Annotated in this window: 16 protein-coding genes and 1 pseudogene; 7 read left to right on the top strand and 10 right to left on the bottom strand. The window is 61.7% G+C overall.

Going from position 1 to position 17,942, the window contains the following annotated elements; translation table 11 throughout:
• Positions 1–3 precede the first annotated feature (3 nt).
• Positions 4–1,104, bottom strand: a complete 1,101-nt coding sequence (gene ychF / locus ACZ1JM_RS07525) for a redox-regulated ATPase YchF (protein ID WP_465134216.1) — start codon at positions 1,102–1,104, stop codon at positions 4–6.
• A 139-nt stretch (positions 1,105–1,243) separates the two neighbouring features.
• Here ychF and ACZ1JM_RS07520 point away from each other — a divergent pair, with 139 nt between their 5' ends.
• Positions 1,244–2,767 (top strand): tetratricopeptide repeat protein, encoded by a 1,524-nt coding sequence (locus ACZ1JM_RS07520; RefSeq protein ID WP_465134215.1) that lies wholly within the window; start codon positions 1,244–1,246, stop codon positions 2,765–2,767.
• A gap of 62 nt (positions 2,768–2,829) precedes the next feature.
• On the opposite strand, the gene ACZ1JM_RS07515 is transcribed toward ACZ1JM_RS07520, so the two are convergent.
• The 5 genes from ACZ1JM_RS07515 to ACZ1JM_RS07495 form a co-directional block, all read right to left on the bottom strand.
• A complete protein-coding gene (locus ACZ1JM_RS07515) occupies positions 2,830–3,225 on the bottom strand; it encodes a PEP-CTERM sorting domain-containing protein (RefSeq protein WP_465134214.1) in 396 nt (131 codons plus the stop codon).
• Positions 3,226–3,364: 139 nt separating this feature from the next.
• Positions 3,365–3,940: an aminoacyl-tRNA hydrolase gene (gene pth / locus ACZ1JM_RS07510; RefSeq protein ID WP_465134213.1), complete on the bottom strand. Its 576-nt coding sequence runs from the start codon at positions 3,938–3,940 to the stop codon at positions 3,365–3,367.
• 89 nt (positions 3,941–4,029) lie between these two features.
• A complete protein-coding gene (locus ACZ1JM_RS07505; RefSeq protein WP_465134212.1) occupies positions 4,030–4,644 on the bottom strand; it encodes a 50S ribosomal protein L25/general stress protein Ctc in 615 nt (204 codons plus the stop codon).
• A gap of 160 nt (positions 4,645–4,804) precedes the next feature.
• Entirely contained in the window at positions 4,805–5,665 is an 861-nt protein-coding gene (locus tag ACZ1JM_RS07500; RefSeq protein ID WP_465134211.1) for a TraB/GumN family protein, read from the bottom strand.
• Positions 5,666–5,671: 6 nt separating this feature from the next.
• On the bottom strand, positions 5,672–6,568 hold the full coding sequence (locus ACZ1JM_RS07495; protein ID WP_465134210.1) for a TraB/GumN family protein: 897 nt from the start codon (positions 6,566–6,568) through the stop codon (positions 5,672–5,674).
• Between the two features lie 126 nt (positions 6,569–6,694).
• On the opposite strand from ACZ1JM_RS07495, the gene ACZ1JM_RS07490 reads away from it, so the two are divergent.
• From ACZ1JM_RS07490 to ppdK, 3 genes are all read left to right on the top strand, one after another.
• Positions 6,695–7,609, top strand: a complete 915-nt coding sequence (locus ACZ1JM_RS07490) for a glycine--tRNA ligase subunit alpha (RefSeq protein ID WP_465134209.1) — start codon at positions 6,695–6,697, stop codon at positions 7,607–7,609.
• A complete protein-coding gene (glyS, locus tag ACZ1JM_RS07485; RefSeq protein ID WP_465134208.1) occupies positions 7,606–9,909 on the top strand; it encodes a glycine--tRNA ligase subunit beta in 2,304 nt (767 codons plus the stop codon). Before ACZ1JM_RS07490 ends, glyS begins: the two co-directional genes overlap by 4 nt.
• A gap of 63 nt (positions 9,910–9,972) precedes the next feature.
• Positions 9,973–12,636: a pyruvate, phosphate dikinase gene (gene ppdK, locus ACZ1JM_RS07480; RefSeq protein WP_465134207.1), complete on the top strand. Its 2,664-nt coding sequence runs from the start codon at positions 9,973–9,975 to the stop codon at positions 12,634–12,636.
• Between the two features lie 22 nt (positions 12,637–12,658).
• Here the strand turns inward: ppdK and ACZ1JM_RS07475 are convergent, their stop codons facing one another.
• Complete coding sequence (locus tag ACZ1JM_RS07475) at positions 12,659–13,423, bottom strand: methyltransferase domain-containing protein (protein ID WP_465134206.1); 765 nt, start codon at positions 13,421–13,423, stop codon at positions 12,659–12,661.
• Positions 13,424–13,509: 86 nt separating this feature from the next.
• On the opposite strand from ACZ1JM_RS07475, the pseudogene ACZ1JM_RS07470 reads away from it, so the two are divergent.
• From ACZ1JM_RS07470 to hisI, 3 genes and pseudogenes are all read left to right on the top strand, one after another.
• Positions 13,510–13,653, top strand: a pseudogene (locus ACZ1JM_RS07470) (double zinc ribbon domain-containing protein); the annotation flags it as partial.
• A gap of 30 nt (positions 13,654–13,683) precedes the next feature.
• The gene (locus tag ACZ1JM_RS07465) at positions 13,684–14,250 is read left to right on the top strand and encodes a ComF family protein (RefSeq protein WP_465135008.1); all 567 of its coding nucleotides are present in this window, start codon (positions 13,684–13,686) and stop codon (positions 14,248–14,250) included.
• 337 nt (positions 14,251–14,587) lie between these two features.
• A complete protein-coding gene (gene hisI, locus ACZ1JM_RS07460) occupies positions 14,588–14,971 on the top strand; it encodes a phosphoribosyl-AMP cyclohydrolase (protein WP_465134205.1) in 384 nt (127 codons plus the stop codon).
• A 26-nt stretch (positions 14,972–14,997) separates the two neighbouring features.
• Here the strand turns inward: hisI and ACZ1JM_RS07455 are convergent, their stop codons facing one another.
• From ACZ1JM_RS07455 to ACZ1JM_RS07445, 3 genes are read right to left on the bottom strand one after another with little or no spacing between them, the layout of a single operon-like run.
• Positions 14,998–15,702, bottom strand: a complete 705-nt coding sequence (locus tag ACZ1JM_RS07455; protein ID WP_465134204.1) for a dienelactone hydrolase family protein — start codon at positions 15,700–15,702, stop codon at positions 14,998–15,000.
• Entirely contained in the window at positions 15,699–16,616 is a 918-nt protein-coding gene (cysK, locus tag ACZ1JM_RS07450; protein ID WP_465134203.1) for a cysteine synthase A, read from the bottom strand. Before cysK ends, ACZ1JM_RS07455 begins: the two co-directional genes overlap by 4 nt.
• A complete protein-coding gene (locus ACZ1JM_RS07445) occupies positions 16,613–17,899 on the bottom strand; it encodes an MFS transporter (RefSeq protein WP_465134202.1) in 1,287 nt (428 codons plus the stop codon). Before ACZ1JM_RS07445 ends, cysK begins: the two co-directional genes overlap by 4 nt.
• Between the last annotated feature and the right edge of the window lie 43 nt (positions 17,900–17,942).

Below are 17,942 nucleotides of genomic sequence, written 5' to 3'. Positions count from 1 at the left end.
GGATCAGACGTTGAACTTGAAATGCATCACGTCTCCGTCATGGACGACGTATTCCTTGCCTTCCTGGCGCAGCTTTCCAGCTTCCTTGGCTCCAGCTTCTCCGTTTAACGCGATGAAGTCGTCATAGGCTATGGTTTCGGCGCGGATGAAACCGCGCTGCATATCCGAGTGGATTTCGCCTGCAGCGTCGGGAGCCTTGGCCCCTTTGTGGACGGTCCATGCGCGGGCTTCCTTGGGGCCAACGGTGAAGAACGTCAGCAGTTCGAGCAGCGCGTATCCTGCGCGGATGATGCGGGCGAGACCGGCCTCGGAAAGACCCATCTCTTCCAGGAAAACCATCCGGTCCTCAGGATCCATGCCGGTCAGTTCCGCCTCGATCGCCGCTGATACGATCACCGCGCTGGCTCCTTCGGCAGCCGCCTTTTCGAAAACGCGGGCCGAAAACGCGTTGCCCTCAGCCGCCGCTTCTTCCTCGACGTTGCAAACGTAGAGCACCGGCTTGGCCGTCAGCAGCTGAGCCTGCGCGAACACCCGCGCTTCGTCTTCGTCACGCGGCTGGGTCAGCCGGGCAGGCTTGCCATCGCGCAGCAGTTCCAGCGCCTGGCCCAATACCGAGGCGATGATCTTGGCTTCCTTGTCGCCCTGCGTCGCCTTTTTCTGGGCGGCAGGAACGCGCTTTTCTAGGCTCTCAAGGTCGGACAGCAGGAGTTCCGTCTCTACCGTCTCCGCATCGGCGATCGGATCGACCTTGTTGTCGACGTGCTGGATATCGTCATTCTCGAAGCAGCGCAGAACGTGAATGATCGCGTCGACCTCGCGGATATTGCCGAGGAACTGATTGCCGAGGCCTTCACCCTTCGATGCGCCACGTACCAGCCCGGCAATGTCTACGAACGACAGCTGGGTGGGGATGATCTTGGCCGACCCGGCGATCGCCGCCAGCTTGTCGAGCCTCTGGTCTGGAACCCCGACCTGGCCAACGTTCGGCTCGATGGTGCAGAACGGATAGTTCGCCGCCTGCGCGGCCTGCGTTTCCGTCAGCGCATTGAACAAAGTGGACTTGCCGACATTGGGAAGGCCCACGATCCCGCAACGAAAACCCATCACAAACTCCGAAATTCAGATTTCAGGCCGCACGACGGCCCTTGTTGCCGCGCCCATAGCCGCCTTGGCATGACTTGACCAGTTCGCCGGTCAGCGACGGTTGACGGAAATTTCAGGCATTGCGCATAAGGCGGCCGATATGAATGCCGCGATCCGCCTTGTCCTGCCGTTTGCGGCGTTCGCTGCACTGACTGGCTGCGGCGAGACGCCGGATCAACTGTTCGCAAAGGCGCGCCATCACTTCGCCGCGCAGGATTTTACCAAGGCCCGGCTGGATCTTGTCAGTGCGCTCGCCAAACGGCCCGATGATCGCGCAATGCTGTTGTTGCTGGCGGAGACCCACGTGCGCTTGGGTGACCCGGAGGGCGCCGAAGCGGTTGTCGGGCGCCTGGAACGAGCCGGAGCACCCCATAAATCGCTGGCCCGCTTTAAGGCCGATATCGCGCTGCTGCGTGGAAGTCCGCACGAAGCGCTGACTGCGCTGGGGCAGGACGAAACCGTGGACGGCTGGCGCATCCGCGGCGAATCACTTCTAGCTCTTGGAGACGAGCAGGGGGCAAGGGCAGCATTCGAGCGCGGAATGCGGGTGGGCGACGACGTGCGTCTGGCTGCGGCCTATGGACGATCCCTGCTGTTGGCCGGGGATATCGATGCTGCCGGGCGTGTACTCGCAAAACTGCGGATGATGGCGCCCCGATCATACGAAGCACTGGTGATGGCGGGTGATCTGGCTGTCGCTCGAGGAAGCGACGACGCCGCCGTCGTCGGCTATCGGAAGACGATCGATGCGTTTCCCGATCGGGTTGCGCCAATGCTTGCGCTCGCCAGCCTGTACGACGGCGCAGGCAACATGGACGCGGCGGCGACGCTCATCAACCAGGCGGGTAAAATCGCGCCGGACGATGGTGCCGTGGAAGGCATGCGCTTCCAGATCATGGCGGAAAAAGGTGAGTGGGAGAAGATCCGCCTTGCGCTTCAGGGCAAGGAGTCCACGCTGCAGGCCGGCTCGGCACTCAGCATGACGTATGGTGAAGCGTTGCTGCGGCTGGGCCATTCCGAACAGGCGCGAGTCATCTTCCGCCGCGCGACTCTTGTGCAGCCGGGCAATCGCTATGCGCGCATGATGCTGGGCGAAGCGCTCCTGGCAACCGGGGATGCTGTCGCAGCATGGCAGACCTTGGGCCCGTTGGCGGCAAGCACGCTTGCGCAGCCCGAGGTTATAGAAAAGGCGCTGCAGGCAGCCAAGGCGATCGATGCACCGGAGGCGACGCTTCTTCAGTCAAGGCTTGAGCCGCGCCGGTTGAAAGCGACGATGTCTCTTGTCGATCGGGGCGAACAGGCGCTGGCTGTCAACGACTGGAAAACAGCGGCAATTCTCTATGAACGGCTGTCGAAAGAGCGCCCCGATCCTGAAGTGCTGAAGCGTCTGGCGCTGGCGAAATCCGGGCTGGGCGATGGACCTGCCGCCATAACGCATGCGGATCGTGCCGTCGCTCTGGACGATGCCAGTGCGGATTACCTCTATACCGCCGGAAAAGTGCGGCTTGATGGCGGGCGTGACCTTGTTGGTGCGCGCAGGCTTTTTGAAGCCGCCTTGGCGCTCGATCCCCGAAACGAGACGATTGCGCGGGACTTGGCCAAAGCAAAGGCCGCCGCAGGGTAGTCTGCAGCGGCCCGGTCGTCCGCCCTCATGCTTGGACACGAGGGCGATCGACTTGCTTAATCTCAGGCGCGATTCTTGCGGCGGCGAGCATAGGCGAGGCCGACCAGGCCAACGCCAAGCATCCCGAGCATGCCAGGCTCGGGAACGGCGGTGCCGCCCGACGATCCGCCGCTGCTGCCGCCCGACGTGGACGTTGTGCCACCCGATGTCGAGGTGGTGCCACCGGAGGTCGAAGTCGTGCCGCCCGAAGTCGTACCACCGGACGTGGACGTGGTGCCGCCAGATGTCGTGGTCGTCCCGCCGGAGGTGCTGGAAGAGGTGCCGCCCCCGCACTGCTTCTTTGAAAGGTGCCCGCATCCGCAGGAGTGCTTGTGGCCCCAGGTTGCATGCGCCGGCGCACTCAGAGACATCGTCGCTACAGTGGTCAGTGTCAGCGCGAGCAGTGTTTTACGCAGCATTAAGGTATTCCCCGTTTAGTTACCCAGTTGATAACCAAGATGTCAGCAAATCCTGTGCCAATCGCGGAAAACGGCCATAATGATAGTTAATGACGCTCTCGATGGGCTTGGGATGTAAACTAATTCGACACCACTGAACTTAGTCCTGCATCCGGCGAGCCACATCGCTCATGAACCGAACGTCGTCGCCGCTGGACAGGCGGTCCGCTTCGGCGGCTACCGCACCGAGCATATCAGCGAGGGGGTCCATCTCCGCCTTCGCATAATTGCCGAGGACATAGCCGGTAACGCGATCCTTGTGACCGGGATGGCCGATGCCGAGGCGCACTCTGCGAAATTCGGCGCCCAGATGCTGGTCGATCGATCGCAGCCCGTTGTGCCCCGCATGGCCGCCGCCCTGCTTTATCTTGACTTTGAACGGTGCCAGATCGAGTTCATCGTGAAAGACGGTGAGCGCGGAAAGGTCCAGCTTGTAGAACCGCAGGGCTTCTCCCACCGAGCGGCCACTTTCGTTCATGAAAGTCGCAGGCTTGAGTAGCAGGATCTTGTCGCTGCCGATCCGCCCTTCCTGGAGCCAGCCCTGGAATTTCTTCTGCACCGGCCCAAAGCCATGGACTTCGGCAATGGCATCAACGGCCATGAAGCCCACGTTGTGCCGGTTGAAGACGTATTGCGGTCCGGGATTGCCCAGTCCGACCCAAAGCTGCGTCGCCATGTCGGTGTCCCTGCGTCACTCAAAGAAAAAGGCCCTCCCCGCACGCCGGAAGCCCGGGGCGGGAAGGGCCGTTTTGAACCGGTCGAAGCTTATTCGGCTTCGGCGGCTTCCGTCTCTTCGCCCTCGGCGCTGCGCAGCGCGGAAGGAGCAGCGATCGTCGCGATGGTGAAGTCGCGGTCGGTGATCGCGCTTTCCACGCCGGTTGGCAGCTTCACGTGGCTGAAGTGGATCGATTCGCCGACGTCGAAACCAGTGACGTCCACGGTGATCTCGTGCGGGATCTTCTCGGCATCGCACACGAGTTCAAGGTCGTGGCGAACGACGTTGAGCACGCCGCCACGCTTCAGGCCCGGCGAAAGCTCTTCGTTCTCGAACACGACGGGCACGTTGACGTGCACGGTCGCGCCCTTGGCGACGCGCAGGAAGTCAGCGTGCAGCGGACGGTCGGAAACCGGGTGGAAGGCAACGTCCTTGGGCTGCGTCCGGAACTTCTTGCCGCCGACTTCGATCTCGACGATCGAGTTGAAGAAGTGGCCGGTCATCAGCTGACGGGTCAGTTCCTTTTCCTCGAGGTGGATGGCAAAGGGTTCTTCCTTGCCGCCATAGACGACGGCGGGGACGCGGCCTTGACGGCGCAGATCACGGGAGGCTCCCTTGCCAGCCCGATCGCGCGTCTCTGCCGGCAGGTTAAGCGTATCGCTCATAGGACTTGCCTTTCAAAACTGGATTGATGTCGATGCGCCGACGCTCATCGCCGTTGCACCGCCCGCCACGCCTCCAGGGATGACCATGACAGGAAGGCGCGGCCCTTATCGGTCGAAGCGCGAAATTGCAAGCGGTAAGGGGGCAGGGGTAGTGCCGAACTTACTCCACCCGCGTTACGGTCAGTCCCTCTGCGTCGAGCATGGCAGGGAGGCCTTCCGGGCCAGCCATATGCGCGGCGCCAACGGCCACGAACGGCTTTTCCCCTCGACGGATTGCGCGGGCAATCCGCTCGGTCCATCGCCGGTTGCGTCCGGTGAACAGGACTTCGCGCAGTTCCGGGTCGGCAAGCAGGCCCGTTCGCGTTTCCTTTTCGATCGCATCCATGTCTCCGCTGCGCCAGCTTTCCGCCAGGTCACGATCGGGAGCGGCGGCTTCGGCGACGACCGCGCCCAGCAAGTCGCGCTGTTCACGCTCGGGCAGGGCATCGAAAAGGCCCAGCTGCGCCGCGGCTCCTTCAAGCTCCACCACCTTGCGCGGCCCGGCATCGGCGATCACGGCCCGGTCCACGCCATTTCGCGAGTCTTCCTGTTGGGCACCGGCCCGAGCCAGGGTGAGGGCAGCCGCCCAGGTGTCCATCGCTGCGAAATCCGTGTCCGCATGTCCGCTCTTTTTCAGAAGCGTGGCGAGGGCCGGGCGATCGCGCTCTGGTATTCGGGCAGATAGCGGCGGCTGGCCCTCGCTGCGAGCGAGGCGCGCAAACGTCGCGGCAACTTCGGCCTCATCGGCAAGGTTGCCAACCTCGACCATCACCATGCGCGACGCATCGAATGCTTTGGTCACGGCAGGGGTGCGCCAGGCCAGCGGTCGGTCGGACGCATGGATCGTGCCGAACAGCCAGCCGACGTGCCCGCTCTGATCCTCCACCCGCCACAATGCGGGGTGTGCCTCCTTCGGCTTGGGAGAGCATGCCAGTAGCGCGAGCGGCAACAGCACCGCCGCGAATGAAAAGCGCAAACGCATAGGTGCCTATTGCACCCGCGTACTGGCGACACCGACGGCGGCGAGTTGCTGCTGCACGCTGTCATGCCCAGCCAGATGACCCGCGCCGACAGCAACGAACACCGTGCCGGGCTTTGCCAGCCTTGCCTTCAGCCACTTCGCCCAGGCGATGTTGCGATTGGTGAGCAGGACCTTGCGGACTATAGGGTCGCTCTCATCCTCGTTGAGCAGCTTGGCCAGTTCATCGGCGTCGCCCGATTTCCAGGCGGCCACCATCGCGCCCACGTCCTGCCTGACGGTGGGGAGCGACTGGATGACTTCCGCCAGATACGAACGCTGGGTGTTTGGCGGCAGGTTCTCGAACAGGCCGATCTGGTACTCGGCCGTCTCGAACGCATGGTTGGTCATGCCCCTGGCCTTCGCGCGGTCGGCGACCTGGGCATCGACACCGCTCTGCGAATTGTACCCCGCTTCCCGCAGAGGCAGCAGGGTAAGCAGCAGCGCCGCGAACCATGTGTCGTTGCGATCGAAGGCGGCGACCGGCAGCTTCAGGGACTGCAACGCCGCATCGTACTTCGCCCTCAATCGAGGAGGCAGCGTCGCGCGCAATGCCTTGCCGTCCTTGCGCAAGCTGGCCGCAGCCATCGCGCCTTGCGACTCCTCAGTCTCGTCGATGGGGATTTCCGTCACCAGTTCGCGCGATTCGTCGAAGGCGGCAGCGACTTTTCCGGTGTGCCAGTCCACCGCTTCCGGGAGGACGTGGATCGTCCCGAACAGCCAGATCGTCGTATCCTCGTCCGCCACTTTCCAGAGACCGGGACGGACCTCGGCCGCGGTGGCGGGCGTCTGGGCAGCAACCGGCACCGCGGAAAGGATCGCAAAGGCGCAGACCGCACCGCGCAGCCATGTGGGCAAGGGTATCATGGCGCGTCCTGTGGATCAGAACGCCGCATCGCGCAATGGAAGGCTACCCGCAGGCGCTTTGCGCGGTTGATTTGGCAAGCCCGATCCGCCAAAGGCACCCGGCTTGAGAAATTCACGGAAAACCGCATGACCGCCGCGCCAAGGGCAGATGATCAGCCGCTCAGCTTCCAGGACATGATCCTGACGCTCCATAATTTCTGGAGCGCGCAAGGCTGTTTGATCCTCCAGCCGTATGACATGCGCATGGGTGCCGGCACCTTCCACCCCGCCACCACCCTGCGCGCGCTTGGCCCGGAACCGTGGAAAGCAGCATACGTCCAGCCGTCCCGGCGGCCGACGGATGGCCGCTATGGCGAGAATCCCAACCGCCTTCAGCATTATTATCAGTATCAGGTCATCCTGAAGCCCAACCCTGAGAATCTTCAGGAGCTATACCTGCAAAGCCTCGCCGCGATCGGTGTCGATCCGCTGGCGCACGACATCCGCTTTGTCGAGGATGACTGGGAAAGCCCCACGCTGGGCGCCTGGGGTCTGGGCTGGGAAGTCTGGTGCGATGGTATGGAAGTGACGCAGTTCACCTACTTCCAGCAGGTAGGCGGGTTCGATTGCAAGCCGGTGGCGGGCGAATTGACCTACGGCCTGGAACGCCTTGCGATGTACATCCAGGGCGTGGACTGGGTGTACGACCTGCGGTTCAACAACGAAGGCGTCACCTACGGCGACGTGTTCCTGGCGAACGAACAGCAGCAGTCGAAATACAATTTCGAAATTGCCGATACCGACAGCCTGTTCGCCGGCTTCAAGGCGGCGGAGGCGGAATGCATGCGCTGCATCGATGCCGCCATTCCGCTCGCCGCGTATGATCAGGCGATCGAGGCCAGCCACCTGTTCAACCTGTTGCAGGCGCGCGGCGTAATCTCGGTGCAGGAGCGCGCCAGCTACATGGCCCGCGTTCGCGATCTGGCCAAGGGATCGTGCCAGGCCTGGATCGACAAGAACAGGAACCAGTGGGAAGCCAAGTTCCCGGGGTGGACCGTATGACCGACTTTCTTCTCGAACTGCGGTGCGAGGAAATTCCCGCCCGCATGCAGGCCGGTGCCCGCACGGATCTGGAAAAGCTGTTCCGCAAGGAAATGGAAGCCGCTGGCGTCACCCTCGGCCAGATCACCGTCTGGTCCACGCCGCGCCGCCTTGCCCTGATCGCCAACGGCTTGCCGAAAACCACCGAGGCGGTGCGCGAGGAGACCAAAGGTCCGGCGATCACGGCCCCCGAACAGGCGCTCGAAGGCTTCCTGCGCAAGACGGGCTTGTCCAAGGATCAGCTTGAAATCCGCGACCTGAAGGGCAAGGACACGTACTTCGCCATCGTCGAAAAGCCGGGCCGGGCGGTGAAGGACGTTCTGGCCGAGGCGATCCCGGCGATCGTGCGGGCGTTTCCCTGGCCCAAGTCGCAGCGCTGGGGCGCAGCATCGATCAGCACGGAATCGCTGCGCTGGGTGCGCCCGCTTTCCGGGATCGTCGCCATTCTGGGTGAAGAACTGGTCGAGTGCGACGTTGGCGACATCCGCTCCGGCTACGCGACCAAAGGGCACCGTTTCCACGCGCCCGGCGATATCACCATCGGCGGCGCGGACGACTACGCAGCAAAACTGTCGGCCTGCCACGTCATCGTGGACCACGCGGAACGTCAGGAACTGATCCGCGACGAAGCGCGCAATGCCGCTGCCGCTGCCGGACTTACCCTTGTCGAGGACGAGGGGCTGGTGATCGAGAACGCAGGCCTGACCGAATGGCCGGTGCCGCTGCTGGGCCGCTTTGACGAAGCATTCCTCGACGTTCCGCCCGAAGTCATCCAGCTGACCGCGCGCGTGAACCAGAAGTATTTCGTGTGCGAGGATGCGGGCAAGCTTGCCAATGCGTTCGTCTGCACTGCCAATATTGACGCGGTGGACGGCGGCGAAGGCATCGTCGCGGGCAACCGCAAGGTCCTGGCCGCCCGCCTGTCTGACGCCCGCTTCTTCTGGGAACAGGACAAGAAGACGCCGCTTTCCGTCCAAGCCGAAAAGCTGGCCCGCATCACGTTCCATGAAAAGCTCGGCACGGTCGCCGACAAAGTCGAGCGCGTGGCGAAGCTGGCCGAATGGCTGGCGAGCGAAGGCATCGTCCCCAACTGCGACCCCGTGCTGGCGCGACAGGCCGCCGAACTGTGCAAGGCCGACCTTGTCACTGAAATGGTCGGGGAGTTTCCCGAACTGCAAGGCCTGATGGGCGGCTACTACGCCCGTGCCGAAGGCTTGCCCGATGCTGTGGCCGACGCGATCCGCGACCACTACAAACCAGTCGGGCAGGGCGACGAAGTGCCAACTGCGCCGGTTACGGTAGCGGTTTCGCTGGCGGACAAGCTTGATACGCTGACCGGATTTTTCCTTGAAGGATTAGAGCCCACCGGATCTAAAGACCCGTTTGCATTGCGTCGGCAAGCTATTGGCATTTTAAGACTGCTTTTTGATAGCTCGATCAACGCTGGCATGATCAGAATGTTGATTGAGGCGTCGGCGCCTTATTTAAACGATGTTATCTCCCGAGAGTATTCATCCCTTCAAGATCTACTGTTGAAGGCCAACGATCTGGTTGGTTTGTCCGAGATTCAAGTCAAAAATGCGGTGGACCGGAAGGGCGCTGAACCGGAAATCGAAGATCTAAAAGCGCAGGTGTCTGCGTCGATAATCCATTTACTGAATTTTCTAACTGACCGGCTCAAGGTTCAGCAGCGCGAGGCTGGCGTCCGGCACGACTTGATCGACGCCGTTTTTGCCCTTGGCGGCGAAGACGATCTTGTTCGCCTCCTTGCCCGTGTGAACGCATTACAGGCGTTCGTTTCCACCGAAGATGGCACCAATCTTCTGGCGGGATATAAGCGCGCCGCCAACATTCTCCGAAAAGAGGACTGGCAGGGCGTCGAGGCGGAATTGTCCGAAACCGGTGAGGAAGACCCGCTGTCGTCGGTCGATGATCCAGATCTGGAAGCAGTGGTCGCCGCCAAGATGGAAATGCGCCGCACCGTCGAGCAGGGCGGCGGTTACACACGTGAGCCCGCCGAACAGAGCCTGGCCGACGCGCTCGATACGGCGGAACCGCAGGCTGCGTCCGCCGTTGCTGCCGAGGACTTCGCGGGCGCGATGACCGCGCTCGCATCGCTGCGGGCACCGATCGACGCGTTCTTCGAGGGGGTCATCGTCAACGATCCCGACAGGATTAAAAGACGGTCACGTCTTGCATTGCTGGCACGTTTCCGTGCTGCAGTGCACAACGTGGCAGATTTTTCGCGGATCGAGGGGTAGGAGGATTTTCCCCTCGGTCCGTTTCAACTTGCGCAAATCCTTTACAGGAAAGTTAGGGGACAGATGATCAGGCAGGTCTACACGTTCGGTGGCGGGGTCAAGCACGAAGACCCTCGCTCGCGCGACAAGGTGATCACCGGCGGCAAGGGCGCCAACCTTGCAGAAATGGCCGGGATCGGCCTGCCTGTGCCCCCCGGCTTCACCATCACCACCGAGGAATGCGTGAAGTACCTGGCCGAAGGCGCCAACTTCTCCGACCAGCTGCGCGGTGATGTTGCCGAAGCACTGACCCACATCGAAAAGACCGTCGGCAAATCGTTCGGCGACGCCGCCGATCCGCTGCTCGTCTCGGTCCGTTCGGGCGCGCGCGTTTCCATGCCGGGCATGATGGACACCGTCCTCAACCTCGGCCTGAATGACGAGACGGTGCAGGGCCTGGTAAATGTCTCCGGCGACGACCGTTTTGCCTGGGACTCCTACCGTCGGTTCATCCAAATGTATTCCGATGTAGTTTTAGGTGTCGAACATCACCTGTTCGAAGAAGCCCTGGAAATCGCCAAGGAAAACAACGGTTACGACAACGACGTCGAACTGACGGCGGCCGATTGGCAGAAAATCGTCAAGGAATACAAGGCGATCGTCCAGAAGGAACTGGGTCGCGAATTCCCCCAGGACGTCCACGAACAGCTCTGGGGCGCCATCCAGGCCGTGTTCGATAGCTGGGACTCCGATCGCGCGAAAGTTTACCGCCGTCTCAATGACATACCGGGCGATTGGGGTACTGCCGTCAACGTCCAGGCAATGGTCTTCGGCAACATGGGCGATACCTCAGCCACCGGCGTCGCCTTCACCCGCGATCCAGCGACGGGCGAGAAAGCCTACTATGGCGAATGGCTGGTAAACGCCCAGGGCGAGGACGTCGTCGCCGGCATCCGCACCCCGCAATACCTGACCAAATTCGCCCGCGAACGCGCCGGTGCCAAGCCGCTTTCGATGGAAGAAGCGATGCCCAAGGCGTACTCGGAACTCGCCGCCGTGTTCGAATTGCTCGAAAAGCACTACCGCGACATGCAGGACATCGAGTTCACGGTTGAGCGCAACAAGCTGTGGATGCTCCAGACACGTTCCGGCAAGCGCACCGCCAAGGCCGCGCTGAAGATGGCCGTCGACATGGTCGAAGAAGGCCTGATCGACGAGGCCACGGCGATCAAGCGGGTCGATCCGATGGCACTCGACCAGCTGCTCCACCCGACGCTCGACCCCAAAGCCGCGCGCGATGTGCTCGGCAAGGGTCTCCCCGCATCACCGGGTGCAGCGTCCGGCGTAATCGTTCTTGATGCCGACAACGCCGAAAAGCGCGCGGAACGCGGCGATGCGGTGGTCCTTGTTCGTGTGGAAACATCGCCTGAAGACATTCACGGCATGCACGCGGCCAAGGGCATCCTGACTGCACGCGGCGGGATGACCAGCCACGCCGCCGTCGTCGCGCGGGGCATGGGCCGTCCTTGCGTTTCGGGTGCGTCTGCCCTGTCGATCGACATGAAGACGCGCACCTTGCGCATTGGCAATCGCGAACTGAAAGAAGGCGATGTCATCACGCTGGACGGTTCAACCGGTGAGATCATGGCGGGCGAAGTGCCGACCATCGAACCGGAACTCGCAGGCGATTTCGGTACGCTGATGGTCTGGGCTGACAAGCATCGGCGCATGAAAGTGCGTACCAACGCCGAAACCCCGGCAGACTGCCGCATGGCTCGCCAGTTCGGCGCGGAAGGCATTGGCCTTTGCCGCACCGAACACATGTTCTTCGACGCCAATCGCATCTCGGCCGTGCGCCAGATGATCCTTGCCGAGGATGAGGCCGGTCGCCGCGCGGCGCTGGCCAAGCTGCTCCCGGAACAGCGGGCGGACTTCCAGTCCATTTTCGAAGTGATGGCGGGCCTTCCGGTCACGATCCGTTTGCTCGATCCGCCGCTTCACGAGTTCCTGCCGCACGGCGACGCAGAGTTCGCGGAACTGTCCGATACCATCGGCATCGGCGTGGACACGCTTAAACGGCGCGCCGACGAACTGCATGAATTCAACCCGATGCTTGGCCATCGTGGTTGCCGTTTGGGTATCACGTTTCCAGAGATCTACGAGATCCAGGCACGTGCGATCTTTGAGGCCGCCTGTGACGTTGCGGAAGCGTCTGGCGAAGCGATCGTGCCGGAAATCATGATCCCGCTGGTCGCGACCAAGCGCGAACTGCAGATCCTCCGCAAGCTGGTAGACGAAACCGCTGAAAAGGTGTTCACTGAGAAGGGCCGGAGCCTCGAGTATCTTGTCGGTACGATGATCGAACTGCCGCGTGCGGCGCTGATGGCCGGTGAAATCGCGGAGGAAGCCAAGTTTTTCTCGTTCGGCACCAATGATCTGACGCAGACGACGCTCGGGGTCAGCCGCGACGACGCCGCGCGGTTCCTCAGCCCATACGTCGAGAAGGGCATCTACCCGCGCGATCCCTTCGTCAGCCTTGATATTGAGGGCGTCGGACAGCTCGTACAGTTGGGTGCGGAACGCGGACGGGCGACGTATCCCAACCTCAAGCTGGGCATCTGTGGTGAGCATGGCGGCGATCCGGCCTCGATCGCATTCTGCGAAAAGGTCGGTCTCGATTACGTCAGTGCATCGCCTTATCGCGTGCCAATCGCCCGCCTCGCTGCGGCGCAAGCGGCATTGGGCTGAGTTCTTTTCCGGCTGGAAACGGTCAGCGTTTCCAGCCGGAAAGCGTCAATATCTCGAAACGCTCTACCGTGCGGCCGCCGTCACCGGCGGCCGCAAACGCGTCATGTACGCGCTTTAACGCTGCTTTGTTCAAGGGTGGCCCGGGGTCAGCGAGTACGTTCGTCAGCGCTTGCGCACGAAGGTCTGCCATCAATCTGTCGAATTCGCGAAAGGCCACATCGATGTGCCTGTGATCGACAACCGGGTCTGCAAAGCGGGTGCGTTGCAGCAGTTGCCCGCCGGCGCGCACATCGACCGTGGGGTGGAGGCGAGGGGCAGGGCGCTCTGCATCGGCAGTTAGCATGATGTCACGCAACGTCGGTAAGCTGCCGGATGAAACGAAACTTGCGATCATCATGCCGCCCGGATTGAGAGCGTTGCGGATGTGAACGAGTGCGCCAGGCAGATCATTCACCGTATCCAGCGTGCCTAGACTGGCGATCAGGTCAAAACCCTCGTCGAAGGGAAGCGGGTGCTCTTCCGAAAAGCCACAACACGGCTCCGCTTCGATGACCCTTACGCCCTCATTGTTCAATCGGGAGGCGAGGGCATGACTGTAATCACCGACAATCAGGGCACTGGCCGGTTCAAAGCGCAGGAAGGACAGGCGATCCAGCACGTCTTCGACCATTTCGTCGATCAGATATCGTGCGGGATCGGGCTGATGTTGTTGCAACACCAGCATGCGTTTGCGAGCGGCAATCCGGCGCGTTGGAGAGAAGATGCGGGGTGGTGCTTTGCTATCCATGGCGGGCTTCCTGCCGCGTCGATGAAAACCTTGCAACCGTGCTGATCGGTCATTGCGGCTGGTGAGAGGCCAATCGATAGGGAGCCATGTCCGTCGCTCAAGCTCTGCTGCCGTTGATCGATCTGATCTTTCCGCCGCGTTGCCCCCTGTGCGGTACCGGGATAAGCGCGCAGACCGGTTTGTGCATGGATTGTTGGAGTACGCTGGCCATCCCGGGGGATCCATCCTGCGTGTCCTGCGGGAGGCCATTTGGAGATACCATGCCGCCCGGTGGCACGTGCGCCCCATGCTTCGCCCATCCTCCCAAGCACGCGGGGATTGCCGCCGCGACCTTGTACAACGACACGTCGCGAAAACTGGTTCTGGCATTCAAACATGGCGGGCGCCTGGCGCTGGCGCCGATGATGGCGGGGCTTATCACACCGAAGCTGTCTTTCGTGGACAGTGAATGGATAATCGTCCCGGTGCCGCTGCATCGCTGGCGCCTTTGGAAGAGGGGATACAATCAGGCAGCCGAGCTTGCGCGACACGTCGCCCGCCGCACATCAGGCAGATTGTGCGTGGACGCGTTGGAGCGCCGAAAGCCGACGCCATCACTAGGCGGATTGGGCAAATTAGCCCGCAAGAGGGTTTTGACCGGCGCGATCAACGTGCGGGCCGATCGCTCCGCAGTACTGAAAGGCAAGTCGGTAGTGTTGGTGGATGACGTGCTGACAAGTGGAGCAACGACGGATGCATGCATCTCGGTGCTGAAAAAAGCGGGCGCCACGAAAGTGGTGGTCGCCTGTTTCGCGCGCGTTCTTGATGAAGCGCTGGATGCCACCTGATACAAACGAAAGCGCCCGGAACTTGTGGTTCCGGGCGCCCTCGTGACGAAACTGTTGGGCCCTGCTTTCGCAGTTCGGCTGTGCCCCTGCGCCAGCCTAGCCCTGATCCCTCATAATCGCTTCCCTGAACCGTGGCGCCTTTATCATCAGCAAAGTATCGCTATAGAAACTTTACTGCGAGCGACCTGTGGTCAGTAGCAGCCCCCCAGCTGCAGGACTAAAATTGATCGAAACCGCCGTTTTGCAAAGAGGATTCGCTAAGCAGCGTGGATTTTCGGTGCGGGCTGTGGTTATCCTGCAACAATAGTTTACAAAACCCGCAATCAAGGACTGTAGAATGCCCGATGCCACCGCCGCAGAACGCGAATTGGGGTCTTCCTTCATGCCCAAGTTTGATGCCAGCGGCTTGGTTATTGCAATCGCCGTTGATTCGACCTCCAAAGAAATCCTTATGGTGGCGTTCATGGATGCCGAGGCGCTGGAGAAAACGCGCAATACGGGGCTGGCTCACTTCTACTCCCGGTCGCGCGGTCGGCTCTGGCTCAAGGGTGAGACGTCCGGGCATTTCCTGAGGGTCGATGAAATACTAGTCGATTGCGACCAGGATGCGTTGCAGTTGTTTGTCCGCCCCGAAGGCCCTGCATGCCACACAGGTGCACGCAGCTGCTTCTACCGCAAACTTGACGGCAACACGCTAGCCCGGATTTCAGACGCGGACTGAGGGCGTCAGCCCGCGTCTGATGTCGCTTATCCGATTACTTCGTCGAAAAATGAGATGAGTGCAGCCCAAGACTGGCGGTCTGCACTCGCATCGTAACCAATCGCCGCCATCGCACGCGCGTCGCTGCCGGGTTCAGTGAACCCGTGCTTCACGCCGCTGTAAGAGTGGAAATGCCAGTCGCCCCCGGCATTGTCCATTTCCTCCCAGAAACCCATGACCTGACTGCGTGGGACCATGGGATCGGCATCTCCATGGCAGATCAGCATGCGGGCCTTGATCGCTCCGGGCTGCGCAGGCAGATCAGTGGAGAGCAATCCGTGGAAGCTGGCTACCGCGAGCAAATCCTGTCCGTCACGTGCCGCTTCCAAAGCAGCCTGGCCGCCCATGCAATAGCCAATGGCCAAGGTGGGTATCCCGCTGGCATCGGGGATTGCCTTCAAAGCGTTGATGCCGGCGGCGATCCGATCGCGATAATGGCGCGGATCGGCTCGCAGTTTCTCTGCCAGTGGTCGCGACCCGTCAAAGTCCGGAACCGGTTCGCCGTAGAAGTCTGCGATAAGAGCGAGGTACCCGAGATCGGCGAGCATTCTCGCCCGTCTCTCCATCGCATCGTTCGCGTTGACGATGGTGGGTAGAACCAGCACGGCCGCGCGAGGCTTGTCTTTGGGACGCGCGAGCCACCCGGTCAGGCTGACGTCGCCATGAGCGTAAGGGATCGGTTCCAAATTCATTCGGGGAGGAAGTCCGGCACGGAGAGGTAACGCTCTCCGGTATCATAGTTGAAGCCAAGCACGCGGCTACCGGCAGGCAGGTCCTTGAGCTTCTGCGAAATCGCGGCGAGAGTGGCGCCGGAGCTGATGCCGACGAGCATCCCTTCTTGCGTGGCACAACGGCGTGCCCAATCCTTGGCATCTGCCTGGTCGACCTGGATGGCGCCATCGATTGCCTGAGTATGCAGGTTGCCCGGGATGAAACCAGCACCGATGCCCTGGATAGGGTGCGGGCCGGGCTGTCCACCTGAGATCACGGGAGAAAGGGTAGGTTCGACTGCATAGGCCTTGAGGTCGGGCCACGTCGCTTTCAGAGCTTCGGCGCATCCGGTGAGGTGGCCGCCAGTGCCGACCCCGGTGATCAGAACGTCGATGGGCGTGTCCGCAAAGTCCGCAAGGATTTCCTGTGCAGTCGTCCTGACGTGGATGTCGATGTTGGCAGGGTTATCGAACTGCTGCGGCATCCACGAGCCCGGGGTGGCCTCTATCAATTCCTTGGCGCGTTCGATGGCCCCCTTCATGCCTTTCTCACGAGGTGTCAGATCGAACTGGGCACCATAGGCCAGCATCAGGCGACGGCGCTCCAGCGACATGGACTCCGGCATGACAAGCACAAGCTTGTAACCCTTAACGGCGGCGGCCATGGCAAGGCCTATGCCCGTGTTGCCGGATGTCGGCTCGATGATGGATCCGCCGGGTTTCAGGCTTCCGTCGTGTTCAGCGGCTTCGATCATCGCAAGGCCGATCCGGTCTTTGATCGATCCACCGGGGTTGGCACGTTCCGCTTTTACCCAGACTTCATGGTCCGGGAACAGGCGAGCAAGCCTGATGTGCGGGGTGTTGCCGATCGTGGCGAGGATGCTGTCGGCCTTCATGCGTTATGCTCCCATCGAGGTTCAAACGTGCGGGCGCGGCGGATTTCCGGAAACAGCCACGCCCATGCAAGAGTAATAACTATGGCAGCGCTCCCGCCGAAAACAACCGCCCCGGTCGCGCCGAGCAGTGCAGCGGCAAAGCCGGATTGCAATTCACCCAGTTCGTTCGACGCTGAGACCGCCAGGCCGGAGATGGCCGAGACGCGTCCTCTGACGTTGTCGGGAGTTCGCAGTTGAACGAGCGAACTGCGGATGAACACCGAGATCATATCGGCAGCGCCCAGCAGGGCCAGGAACACAAGTGATAGCAGAAAGTGGCGTGACAGGCCGAAAGCTACGGTGGCCGCTCCGTACGCCACTACCGCTACCAGCATCTTCACACCGACCTCGCTCTTGAGCGGTCGGAACGAGAGCCAGAGCGCCACCACTGCAGCTCCGGCAGCCGTCGCCGCGCGCATCTGGCCCAATCCCTCAGGGCCGACGTGCAGAATGTCGCGCGCGAAGACGGGCATGAGCGCCGTAGCGCCGCCCAGCAGCACCGCGAACAAGTCGAGCGTAAGGCAGCCGAGCAGGAACCGCTCGCTCGATACGAAACGGAAGCCTTCTACGATTTGCCGTATCGGATGCGCTTTGCGGGCGTCAGGGGCCTGCGGTGGCATGTGACGGATAGAGCGTATCGCGATCGATGCGCCCAGCGTGAACACTGCTGAAGACCAGTAAGGCAGCGCGTGATCGGACGCGAACATAAAGCCATAGGCCGCCGGACCGATAATCGTCCCCGCCTGCATGGCGATCGAGTTGAAGCCGATTGCACGGGGAATGAGCTGGGGGGGCACGATGTTCGGCGCAATCGCCGACATAGCCGGGCTGATGAACACGCGAACCATGCCGTGCAACACCGCAAAGCTATACAGTACCGGCAAGCTGCGTAGTTCCATCGCAGTGGTGATGCCAAGCCCGATGGCGACGCACATATCGAGCAGCGATGCAATGGAGGCCACTTTGCGTCGATCGACCCGGTCAGCCACAAATCCGGCGATCGGGGTCAGTAGAAAGACCGGCAGGAATTGCGCGAAGCCAAGCAATCCAAGCTGAAAGGCAGCTTGAGATATGGACATGCCATAGTCCGTGCGCGCGACATCGTATAGCTGGTAGCCGATGATCACCACTGTGCCGGTCGTGGCAAGGACGGCAAAAAAGCGAGCCAGCCAGAACCGGCGATAGTCGGCTATTGCCAATGGCGATGATGGGGGGGAAGCGTCCAGACTCACGCCATGCTGCATGGCAGCACGATGCCACCTTGCCAAGCCATCGCGAAACATTGCT

Source organism: Novosphingobium sp. BL-S-24 (assembly GCF_055521575.1).
Note: the sequence above shows the minus strand (reverse complement) of the source record. Positions and strands in the feature narration are given on the sequence as shown.

Coding starts and splice junctions, on each gene's coding strand:
- ACZ1JM_RS07490 (WP_465134209.1), top strand. CDS start 6,695: ATGACCGCCGCGCCAAGGGCAGATGATCAGCCGCTCAGCTTCCAGGAC.
- ACZ1JM_RS07475 (WP_465134206.1), bottom strand. CDS start 13,423: ATGGATAGCAAAGCACCACCCCGCATCTTCTCTCCAACGCGCCGGATT.
- ACZ1JM_RS07515 (WP_465134214.1), bottom strand. CDS start 3,225: ATGCTGCGTAAAACACTGCTCGCGCTGACACTGACCACTGTAGCGACG.
- ACZ1JM_RS07500 (WP_465134211.1), bottom strand. CDS start 5,665: ATGCGTTTGCGCTTTTCATTCGCGGCGGTGCTGTTGCCGCTCGCGCTA.
- ACZ1JM_RS07455 (WP_465134204.1), bottom strand. CDS start 15,702: ATGAATTTGGAACCGATCCCTTACGCTCATGGCGACGTCAGCCTGACC.
- ACZ1JM_RS07505 (WP_465134212.1), bottom strand. CDS start 4,644: ATGAGCGATACGCTTAACCTGCCGGCAGAGACGCGCGATCGGGCTGGC.
- cysK (WP_465134203.1), bottom strand. CDS start 16,616: ATGAAGGCCGACAGCATCCTCGCCACGATCGGCAACACCCCGCACATC.
- ACZ1JM_RS07495 (WP_465134210.1), bottom strand. CDS start 6,568: ATGATACCCTTGCCCACATGGCTGCGCGGTGCGGTCTGCGCCTTTGCG.
- ACZ1JM_RS07520 (WP_465134215.1), top strand. CDS start 1,244: ATGAATGCCGCGATCCGCCTTGTCCTGCCGTTTGCGGCGTTCGCTGCA.
- ACZ1JM_RS07445 (WP_465134202.1), bottom strand. CDS start 17,899: ATGCAGCATGGCGTGAGTCTGGACGCTTCCCCCCCATCATCGCCATTG.
- pth (WP_465134213.1), bottom strand. CDS start 3,940: ATGGCGACGCAGCTTTGGGTCGGACTGGGCAATCCCGGACCGCAATAC.
- glyS (WP_465134208.1), top strand. CDS start 7,606: ATGACCGACTTTCTTCTCGAACTGCGGTGCGAGGAAATTCCCGCCCGC.
- ACZ1JM_RS07465 (WP_465135008.1), top strand. CDS start 13,684: ATGCCGCCCGGTGGCACGTGCGCCCCATGCTTCGCCCATCCTCCCAAG.
- ychF (WP_465134216.1), bottom strand. CDS start 1,104: ATGGGTTTTCGTTGCGGGATCGTGGGCCTTCCCAATGTCGGCAAGTCC.
- hisI (WP_465134205.1), top strand. CDS start 14,588: ATGCCCGATGCCACCGCCGCAGAACGCGAATTGGGGTCTTCCTTCATG.
- ppdK (WP_465134207.1), top strand. CDS start 9,973: ATGATCAGGCAGGTCTACACGTTCGGTGGCGGGGTCAAGCACGAAGAC.